The organism is Sinorhizobium saheli, assembly GCF_001651875.1.
In the GTDB taxonomy this organism is placed as follows: Bacteria; Pseudomonadota; Alphaproteobacteria; order Rhizobiales; family Rhizobiaceae; genus Sinorhizobium; species Sinorhizobium saheli.
Genome location: NZ_LNQB01000089.1, coordinates 105,628 through 115,043, shown reverse-complemented (window position 1 = coordinate 115,043; position 9,416 = coordinate 105,628). Strand labels below are relative to the sequence as shown.

The 9,416-nt window shown below is 58.8% G+C and carries 9 protein-coding genes; 6 read left to right on the top strand and 3 right to left on the bottom strand.

Features of this window, described 5'->3' with window-relative positions; genetic code table 11:
• The first annotated feature begins 463 nt into the window (after positions 1-463).
• Complete coding sequence (locus ATB98_RS23080) at positions 464-1,198, top strand: response regulator transcription factor (RefSeq protein ID WP_066877879.1); 735 nt, start codon at positions 464-466, stop codon at positions 1,196-1,198.
• 45 nt (positions 1,199-1,243) lie between these two features.
• On the opposite strand, the gene ATB98_RS23075 is transcribed toward ATB98_RS23080, so the two are convergent.
• A complete protein-coding gene (locus ATB98_RS23075; protein WP_066877877.1) occupies positions 1,244-3,541 on the bottom strand; it encodes a PAS domain-containing hybrid sensor histidine kinase/response regulator in 2,298 nt (765 codons plus the stop codon).
• Positions 3,542-3,814: 273 nt separating this feature from the next.
• Here ATB98_RS23075 and ATB98_RS23070 point away from each other — a divergent pair, with 273 nt between their 5' ends.
• Together ATB98_RS23070 and panD are read left to right on the top strand one after the other, a co-directional pair.
• Positions 3,815-4,435, top strand: a complete 621-nt coding sequence (locus tag ATB98_RS23070) for a hypothetical protein (RefSeq protein WP_066877875.1) — start codon at positions 3,815-3,817, stop codon at positions 4,433-4,435.
• A 122-nt stretch (positions 4,436-4,557) separates the two neighbouring features.
• Positions 4,558-5,010, top strand: a complete 453-nt coding sequence (panD, locus tag ATB98_RS23065) for an aspartate 1-decarboxylase (protein WP_066877873.1) — start codon at positions 4,558-4,560, stop codon at positions 5,008-5,010.
• Between the two features lie 135 nt (positions 5,011-5,145).
• Here the strand turns inward: panD and ATB98_RS23060 are convergent, their stop codons facing one another.
• Positions 5,146-5,805, bottom strand: a complete 660-nt coding sequence (locus ATB98_RS23060; protein ID WP_066877871.1) for a hypothetical protein — start codon at positions 5,803-5,805, stop codon at positions 5,146-5,148.
• Positions 5,768-6,679: a DNA-processing protein DprA gene (locus ATB98_RS23055; RefSeq protein ID WP_066877868.1), complete on the bottom strand. Its 912-nt coding sequence runs from the start codon at positions 6,677-6,679 to the stop codon at positions 5,768-5,770. The genes ATB98_RS23060 and ATB98_RS23055 overlap by 38 nt, the downstream gene beginning before the upstream one ends.
• A 647-nt stretch (positions 6,680-7,326) precedes the next feature.
• Here ATB98_RS23055 and ATB98_RS23050 point away from each other — a divergent pair.
• The 3 genes from ATB98_RS23050 (at position 7,327) to ATB98_RS23040 (ending at position 9,408) form a co-directional block, all read left to right on the top strand.
• Positions 7,327-7,509: a hypothetical protein gene (locus ATB98_RS23050; RefSeq protein ID WP_066877866.1), complete on the top strand. Its 183-nt coding sequence runs from the start codon at positions 7,327-7,329 to the stop codon at positions 7,507-7,509.
• An 82-nt stretch (positions 7,510-7,591) separates the two neighbouring features.
• Positions 7,592-8,689, top strand: a complete 1,098-nt coding sequence (locus ATB98_RS23045; protein WP_234782001.1) for a DUF3991 and toprim domain-containing protein — start codon at positions 7,592-7,594, stop codon at positions 8,687-8,689.
• 116 nt (positions 8,690-8,805) lie between these two features.
• On the top strand, positions 8,806-9,408 hold the full coding sequence (locus ATB98_RS23040; protein WP_066877864.1) for a DUF1419 domain-containing protein: 603 nt from the start codon (positions 8,806-8,808) through the stop codon (positions 9,406-9,408).
• Positions 9,409-9,416: the final 8 nt, after the last annotated feature.

Sequence of the window (9,416 nt, the reverse complement as noted above, 5' to 3'; positions counted from 1 at the left end):
TTTGTGGCTGCTGCTGGCCTGGCTCAATAGCGGCGCAAAAGCCCGCGCCGTTTAAGTCCGCTTATTGTTCACGGCCGACTAATCAAGGCCGCGGTTGTGGAAATATCTGAGGGCGGTGCGCGAATAAGAACGAGCTATTCTGCAGTTCCGGACCACCTCTACGTCGCCCTTGGAAACTACGAGTATTTCATTGGAGCAACGGTATCAAAACGTTCAAAGAACGAGGTCGAGGTGGAATTTATAAAAGAGCAGCCGTCTCGACTTATCAACGTTCTGTCGCGTGTCCAATTCCCACTCGCGACCATTCATGACCTGAAGAGAGTTCTTGAGGTCGACTGATACGTTTTCCGTCACGTTTAGCCCAGACTGCCGCGCCCGACGCCAAGTGGCCTGCTTCCCACGCGAGGGAAAATCGAAAGTTTAAAGGGTTAGCTGGGTCGGGTCGCGGAGGGGGGCGTCAGGCTTGGATATCCTGCTAATCGAAGACGATGATCTGGTCGCAAAAACGATCATCCACTGCTGGCCAGTGCCGGGAGACAATATTCGCTTGCTTTCGAACTACAGCCAGTGTCTGCGGACAATACATAGTGGCGAGATCGACGTCTTCGATGGCGTGATCGTTGACATCCATTTGCCAGACGGAAACGGGCTCGAGATCCTGCGCACTGTAAGGAGGCACTCGGGGATACCTCTGATCTTGATTTCGGGGACAGGAACCGCAGAAAGTCGGGCAAGCGCCTTGGATGCGGGCGCCGACGACTATGTGATGAAACCTTTTTCGGTGCGTGAACTTCAGGCGCGCCTTACCCGCGCTGTGGCAAAGTCGGTGAGCATGCGTTTCGAGATTCCTCGATACGCGTTGGCGATTGGAAGCGTAAACTGCGATTTAACCAGCAGAGCCTTGACGTGCGGCGGCAAAACAGTGCCCCTCACCGATCTCGAAGCGCGGTTGGTTTCTGAACTCAACAGAAACCACGGCCGCGTGTGCAGCAAATCGCAGCTTTCGAAGCACGCTTGCTTCAGGGAATATGATCCGCGCGACAAGACCCTGGATGTTTACATCTCAAGACTGAGACGAAAGATCGGGGAGTTGGATTCGCAGAGCGTGGAGTATGTTCAGACGGTCCGTGGCGTCGGATATCGTTTGCTCTCGCCAATGGGAATAGCCGGTACGTCAAAGACACCAAAATCCACGTAATGACCTTCAGAGCATCGACCTGGCGAGTGGAAGTGCAAATCGCGTTCATCGTTTTTCAGTCTTACCATCGAGTATCACGCGCAGCTTTGCAGCCAACTCGCTTGGTCGATAAGGTTTGCTGAGAAAGTGGAGCCCACGATCGAGTCCACTTCGATGAAGGGCCGGCAGCTTTCCTGTGCATCCGGAAGTCAACAGAATAGCTATGGTAGCTTGAATCTTGCGAGCTTCTTCGGCCAGCTGCCTGCCATTCAGTCCACCCGGCATGATGACGTCAGTAAACAGAAGGTCGATATCAGGGATAGCGCGCAGAAGGCTCAAAGCCTCTGAGTCGTTTCTGGCGGAAATGACGCGGTAACCAAGCTCTTCGAGCTGCGCGGCGGCATAGCTCAGCACGAGGTCATTGTCCTCCACCAAAAGGATCTTCTCCCTGCCAAGGGGCAGAGCGGGCTTTTCACGGCGCGATCTCGTCTCCGTCTGGCCCTGAACGACCCTCGGAAGGTAGATCTTGACTGTCGTTCCCCGGCCGGGTTGCGAGGAGATCTTGACATGCCCGTTCGACTGCTTGGCAAAACCAAAGACCATGCTAAGCCCGAGGCCGCTGCCCTTTCCGGCCTCTTTGGTTGTAAAGAATGGCTCGAAAACGCGCGCAAGAATGTGCGGCTCGATCCCAGTGCCGGTGTCGGAGATGGCTACCGATACATATTGACCGGGCGCAATGTCCGCGTTGCAGTCCGCATGGTTTTGATCGAGCGTGCTATTGGCGGTTTCAATGGTCAGACGCCCGCCGCGCGGCATCGCATCGCGCGCATTGAGGCAAAGATTCAAGATTGCAGTCTCGAGCTCCGAGGGATCGACAAGCGCATTCCACAAGCCGCTATGGCACCTGAATACGATGTCCACATCCTCGGAAAGGGCTCGTCGCAGCAGTCCATCCATTTCCTTCAACAGCGAATTGAGATCCACCGCTCGCGGCTCAAGCGCCCGCCGGCGGGCAAAGGCGAGCAGCCGATCAACGAGATCAGCGCCGCGCTGAGCGGCCGCAGAGATCATTTCGGCAAAGCGACGAAGGTTCTTGTCCTCGCTCAGCCGTTCAGTGAGAACCTCGGCGTTGCCCAAGATGACCGTTAGAAGATTATTGAAGTCATGCGCAACGCCGCCCGTAAGCTGCCCGACTGCCTCAAGCTTTTGCGCTTGCCGCAGTTGCTCCTCGATCGCTAGGCGTTTCGTTATATCCGAATTGATCGAAAGAATGGCTTGCGGACTCCCCGCGCCGTCGTGCATCAGCGAACAGCGGGCCTCTACGGTAATGCGGCTGCCATCCTTGCGCCATTGCACGATCTCGCCACTCCATTCACCACCTGCTACGACAGAAGCGACGTAGGCGAGGGGATTTGAGACACCGCCATAAAGCAGCGCGCCAAGCGATTGACCGACGGCTTCCTCCGCCGTCCACCCGTAGATTCGCTCTGCGCCCTTGTTCCAGAACAGAATCCTGTGCTCGACGTCATGGACGATAATCGCATCTCGAGCCATATCGAGAAGAGCCGCCTGCTGGGCAAGCCTACCTTCAGCTTCCTTGCGGGCTGAAACGTCGGTCATGCCACCGACGAATCGAACTGGCCTCCCTTGGCGGTCGTAAATGACATATCCGGAGTCCTCGACGTAAGCGACCGAGCCATCACCACGAAAGAACCTGTATTGATCTTCCCACCTCTGTTCCCGGGACTCAATCGCCGCTACGGTCGAACGCAACACACGCTCCAGATCATCGGGGTGAATATGCGCCTTCCAAAACTCCAGGTTCCGGCGGCTCTCTTCAGGTGAATGGCGGAATGTGTCTTTGAGACCTTCGCTCCACCAGACTTTATCCGTAACAACGTTCCAATCCCATATTACATCCGCCGTTACATTGGAAACGGCCCGGAATAATTCCTCGCTTTCACGAATCTTCTGTTCAGCAGCAAGGCGCTCGGTGACATCCAGCGCCATAACCAGCCTTGCGCATCGCCCCTCCAAGTCGAAGGCATGGGACGATGTCTCTGCGAAGATGATCCGACCGTCGTTGAGACGATGCCGCCACACGCGCGGTTGCTCCAGACCATCGCGGCCGTGGGCTACATTTTCCAAAAAGGCGGGCACATCCTCGGGAGGAAGAATGTCCCTCATCGTCATCTCGAGGAATTTCTGCTGAGAGTACCCGTAGCGGGCAACAGCAGCGTTGTTTGCCATCAGGAAACGAAGGGTCTCAATATCGTACACCCACATCGGTTGCGGGTGAGAATCGAACAGCTGTACGTAATAGGATGCACTTTGTTGCGGGGCGTTGCGGTTGCCATCATTCATTTTCGGTTGTTTCACGACTCGCAAATACCAAGGCGATCGCCTTGGGTTGACGGCATCCTAATCAACCGGCTTCCGTTGTCGAGCGGCCCTATTTCAGCTCGTCGGCGTTCAAGGATAGCGGCAGGCAGCGACATGGGGGCGTGAAACACCACAGCTGCGCTCGTACCCCCGGGGAGTTGAAGCGTACGACGAGGCGCTGTATTGGTGCCTGTCGGGAATGAGAGCGGCGCCGATCGGTGTCTACTTATGGCGGGTACCTGGAATCGAGAGTGTATGAGAAGGCCAGAACGAACATTCGTTGTTGAATTCAAGGGGCGACGGCAGGCAAAGGCGGGGGCGAATTCGATCTGGGGCGACTCGGACTTCAAGGCCCTGGCCCGGGAAGTGGAAGAGAAGGCGCCGCATCTGTTCAGTGCAGATGCACCCGCGGAAAAGCCCGACACGGGTGGCACCACTCCGGTCCATCCAGTGGTCGTGAACGCTTCGGGCGGTCCCGCCGGCGATGCGGGTGACAAACAAGAATTGATCCCACCCCTCAATGGTGCACAGCTCGCAGAGTCGGGCGAGGATGGGGACGGTCCGGCAGCCGAAGCTGTCGAACAGGTGCAGCAGAGCCAGGACGTGTCGCAGCTCCCACTGACACCGATGAACGCTCGTCGCAAGCGGACCAAGCGCACCGGGGCGCATCGGATCTCAGACGTTTCGAAGGGCTCGCGCGAAGATCAAAATCCGCAAACCAACACTGTCAAGGATCAGTTGCCTGACGAGCTTGCTGTCCTCGAGGCGGAAAACAAGCGGCTCAAGCGGCTGCTGGCGATAGAGCTTCACGCTCAGAACATGCGGCTCAAGACGATGCTTGAACGATTTGATGCGGTCCGGGCGGGCGGCATGTAAAGCCGCCATCGGCGCCCGGGTTGCAGAGCGATCAAGTCGCAGCGCGCCTGCGCTTCGTCAGATCGACGGTGTTTCGGACGGACGGGCTTTGTTCTGATAATGGAAAGTGAGGGGTGAGGGACATGAGAAAGCTGGTCGCAGGCAAACTGCATGGCATCCACGTGACGGAGGCGAACCTCAACTATCACGGGTCGATCACGCTGGATCCGGACCATTGCGAACAAGCCGGCATCCTGCCGATGGAGTTTGTCGAGATCTGGAACAAGAATTCGGGCGCGCGGATCTCAACTTACGTCATTCTCGGCGAGCGCGGCTCAAGGTGCTGCATACTCAACGGCGCGGCGGCGCGCACCTGTCAGCCCGGTGACCAGATCATTATCTGCAACTCGGTCTATCTCGACGAAAGCCAGCTCACGTCGCTGAAGCCGAAGGTGCTCACCTTCGACGAGAACAATCATGTCGTCGACCGGCTGAGCTATTCAGTCAGCGTCGGCCCGGACGGGAGATACGCGTTCGACATTCTCGACCACGCGAATACCGCTCTACCCATCCCGCTGAAGGTGACTCGCGGATAGAGAGGAATCGTCGCCAGCGGCGGCGCGGAGTACCTTCCAAGCGAGAGCTACAGCGCTATGAATTTCGGAGTGGCAGACGCTTTCGAGAGATAAGATATTCCGCCAGAGTTTGGCCCTGATCAGGACGAGCACGGTTTAGTCCAGGTCAAGCGCAGCAAAGGGGTTTGGAATCACTCGCCTGGCGACAAACACGCCTGTGACTTGGGTTCCCGGCCAGATTTCAGCAATCATCTCCTTGCACACCTTGAAACTGCAGCCCGTTGTCAGCACGTCATCGAGCAAGACCACGTGCGGCCGCGGGTTGCCGGTGAGCTGGTGGTTAACTGCCAAGGATGCTCGCAACGCATCGGGATCTCGTCGCTCAGCACTTGTATGCATGGCATTTCGCTCGACTGCTGTATAGAGAAGCTCGCGGACATCAGCATTGTGCCCCATTGCGCGAGCAACCTGCACCATGCGGTCGTCATATTCCGGCGAGTCAGGTCGCTTGGACGATGGCATGGGAACAAAGGCGGTGTTTTGCCAACCGTTGGTGGCCACATTGTTCGCGACTGCAGCTCCGATCGTCACAATCGCCTTCTCCTTGTGTGGCCATTGCGCCGTGTGACGGACCAGCGGGCTTTTCTTGAGATTGCTGATGATCTGGTTCGTGTAGCTGTGAGCAAAACCCGCTCGAGCGGTATAGTCGCCGAAGTAGGCGCATCTGTCTGTATCATCGAGGTAAAAGTGGTCGGGGCGTTCGAGGTCGCCGACCATCCTAAGACGGGCGGACCAGCTCGCGTCGGATGTCGTCATACTCTCGTACTCTGATGGCGCCCTGCGCCTCGAACCGCCGTGGCCAGGTCAGCTCGGCCTTCTCAAAGCAGCTGTTCAGGATAAACAACTTTCGCTTCTGTTTCAGCGCCTCCCGGGCCTGGACCAATGTACCTGACGTTTCACCTGCCTCGACTATGATCGTAGCCTCTGAAAGAGCCGACATCGTCTTGTTTCGTTCCGGGAAGAAGAAGCGGTTCACCCGAAAATTCTGAGCTTCGTACCGTTCGAGGGGCACCTGACTTATTAACAAATAGTCTCGCGCTATGTGGTCCTGGAGGCTGGCGTTGGATTTTGGATATACGTGATTGAGCGGCGTACCGATCACCGCAATCGTTTCTCCACCGGCCGCAATTGCTGTTTGATGTGCTTCAGTATCAACGCCCTCGGCAAGACCAGACACAATCGTAAAGCCATCCTGCACCAGATGCTTTACTAAAGAGCGTGCCCTGCTCAAGCCTTGCGCACTGGGTTTTCTCGTTCCCACCACGGCAACCGAACGAGTTGCGATCAGCTCCCAGCGGCCTTGAAAATAAAGGAGTTCTACGGGATGCGTTGCATGTCGCAGCCGTTCGGGATATTCCAGTTCCCCTCTCACTCGGACGTCAAACCGCGCGCCATCGGGACCGCGCAGCTTTTCAATCACCCGGCTCGCGACCCTGCGAGCTTCGTCCGAGGGAATAAAATCCGAAGGGCGAGCATCCGGTGCTGCAGCAAACTTTTCGGCAAGAGACTTGAAGCTTGCGTTCTGTTCGGTCCAAAGAGCTTCATATGCTCCCAGCTCAAGCGCTGCGTCGATGGGATCTGCCAGAGGCCCCATCTCGTTTCTGACGTTCCAGAGAGTTGCTTGTTTCATTGGTACTCGTCCATTCCGGTGTTTATTCACCTACCTCGATAAGGATGCGTCAAGCTGAATCGTCCGCGGTGTCTTTATTCTCCACAATGCATATGAGAACAAAAAGGGAACATTAAGGCGCAATCCACCCCTCCGTAGCGGGGTTTACGTGCGGACGACGAGCCTCACAAATCGTTGCCCGGTAGTCGATATCGATTTTCCTGACGCGTTTGATTTCGTTTTTCCGTTCACCGGAACACATCGAACGGATGCAAACCTGACGCGACGGGGTCTTCGAAGTGGCTTTTTGGCATCGTGATCAAAGACGGTATCATTCAGTCGCTAGGCACGCAGATTTCCGCAGGTTCGAAGTCGCGGAGCAATTCGCCTCAGCAATCAAAGCTGCGCCACGCAGGGCGCGCCAGCAGCTATGGTTCCGGCGCAAGTCCTGTAACGGCAAACCACCGGCAACCGGAAGCAACCCAATCCCGCTCTTGATGGATGGCGTCCTGGACCAGGCCCGGATCTCCGGCGATCAACCCGCTGTCGGGGTCGGCTAGCCCGCTGCCGCCGCTTGCGGCTGATGCCTTCGCGGTGATCGCGACCGCCCCTTGTCCTTCGCGGAGCCATCGAGCGGGATCGGCCCGCTCCGGATGGAGGCTTCTCACATGGCACAGGATCTCGCACTCGCTCAGTCCCACGCTTTCGCGCTCGCCCGGACCCTGATGGTTCCCGTCACGCTCTTCAGGTCCGGCGATCATCTGGGAGTCTTACCGAGCGCCGATCTTGACGACGGCGAGGTCGAAGCGATCGTCGAGTACGACCCCTTCGAGTACGGGCCGGCTCGTTGAGCCGGCATTCCCTTCCTTTGGTGCCGCTTGCGAGCGGCAGGCGGCAAGGGAAGCTTCGCCGCGGCCGGTGCAGATCTGCACCTTGCCGGCCGCGCCCTTGCCCCCTTTGCTCTTCGCGGCTTGGCGAAGCGGCCCCGCTCATGCGGGACAAGGAAACCCGGAGAAAGGCGGACGCGAGAGCGCCGGAAGGGAAATGGAAAGACAACAACTGGAAGGCCTACGGGAGCGCGTCCTGTGCGCCGCTGTCCTGGAGCAGGCCGGCTTTGCGATCGATCTCAAGGAGAGCACGCGCCGGGCGATCAAATATCGACGCGACGCAGAGATCGTCATCGTCATCCATGAGGGGAGGGGATGGTTCGACCCGCTGTCTGACGCCAAGGGCGATGTATTCAGCCTCGTCCAGCACGTCGAAGGGTTGTCCTTCGTCGAGGCACTGGGCCACGTCGCATCACTGGTGGGCTCGATCGCGAAATCGCCGGTCTGGACGCGCCCGACGCGGGAGACCGAACCGGCAGTCTCCATCTCCGATCGCTGGCGCGCCCGGCGCAAGCCGTGGCCGGGATCGGCGACCTGGCGTTACCTGCACGACAAGCGTTCTGTTGCCGACGCCGTCATCCGGGCAGCGATCCAACAGGACCTGCTGCGCGAAGGACCGCGCGGCAGCATGTGGGCGGCCCATGTCGATGACCATCGTGCCATTACCGGTTGGGAGGAACGCGGCCCCGACTGGCGCGGCTTTTCGACGGGCGGCTCGAAGGTGCTGTTCCGGTTCGGGCCGCCAGATGCCTTGCGATTGTGCGTCACCGAGGCGGCGATCGACGCCATGAGCCTCGCGGCCGTCGAGGGCTCAAGGGAAGGGAGCCTCTATCTCAGCACCGGCGGCGGCTGGTCTCCGGCGACCGACGCAGCGGTTCGCACACTCGCCGGGCGTTCGGGCGCACAGCTTGTCGCCGCCACTGATGCCAATGATCAAGGGGAAACCTTCGCCGGTCGTCTGCGCGATATCGCCGACGCGGCCGGTTGCGACTGGCTCCGTCTCATGCCGCCGGCCGAAGACTGGAACGACGCTCTAAAGGAGAAGGTGAGAGAAGAGAAGGAGAAGAGGGAGGCAAGTTTGACCTGCCGCATGCCCGCCGGCCGCGTCAAGGGTAAAGCTCCGCCCGGCTTTGCCGGCCCTTGACCCGCCCGGACGGAGAGGCGGCTCCAGGGGAGGGGTCAGGAAGGGCTGAAGAGAAGATGGCTGTCCACGAGGGATGAGCCGCGCTTCGGTCCGACGAGGCCAGAAGGAGCCCGCTCGTGACCTTTTCTCCGATCCGTAAAGTCTATCAGGGCATCGCCGCGCGCAGGCAGATGTTCCGCATGTTCGATCGCTACGCGCAGCGCCCGAACCGATGGGAGGGCGACGACAGCGCGCTCTATCGCGGCGAATGGTTCGAGACGGACCAGTCATCCCACGATTACATGTTCGAGATCCTGCCGCCGCTCTTCATGCGCGGCGAGATGTTCGCCATGCGCGAGTTTCTCACCGCCTCGATCACCAGCATCTTCTTCACCCTGAAGATCGATGGATGCATCCGGCATTTCCACGGCTATTGCGACCTGGCCGACAAGGGTTCGCCCGAGCGGATGCGCGATGCGATCATAGAGCGGGAATCCCGGCCGGTTCGGGCGATGACGCGCGAGGAACGGCTGGAACACATTTGGTCGACCACCCATGACGATTACCGCGGCTATGCCGGTGAACGTTGGGCCATGCCCGATCGCGGCAAGCGCACGGTCATGTTCTACACCAGACCGGGCGGCACAACGCTGAAGCTGCTTGAGGATCTGACCGATGCGGAGATCGCGGCGAAGCTGCCGGTGCAACTGCGCTATCTGCCCGAGCGACAAGCGGCGTGAGGGAGGGC

Excerpts from the sequence above, each read along its gene's own strand:
- ATB98_RS23055 (WP_066877868.1), bottom strand. The coding sequence starts at position 6,679 with ATGAAACAAGCAACTCTCTGGAACGTCAGAAACGAGATGGGGCCTCTG.
- ATB98_RS23070 (WP_066877875.1), top strand. The coding sequence starts at position 3,815 with ATGAGAAGGCCAGAACGAACATTCGTTGTTGAATTCAAGGGGCGACGG.
- ATB98_RS23075 (WP_066877877.1), bottom strand. The coding sequence starts at position 3,541 with ATGAATGATGGCAACCGCAACGCCCCGCAACAAAGTGCATCCTATTAC.
- panD (WP_066877873.1), top strand. The coding sequence starts at position 4,558 with ATGAGAAAGCTGGTCGCAGGCAAACTGCATGGCATCCACGTGACGGAG.
- ATB98_RS23060 (WP_066877871.1), bottom strand. The coding sequence starts at position 5,805 with ATGACGACATCCGACGCGAGCTGGTCCGCCCGTCTTAGGATGGTCGGC.
- ATB98_RS23050 (WP_066877866.1), top strand. The coding sequence starts at position 7,327 with ATGGCACAGGATCTCGCACTCGCTCAGTCCCACGCTTTCGCGCTCGCC.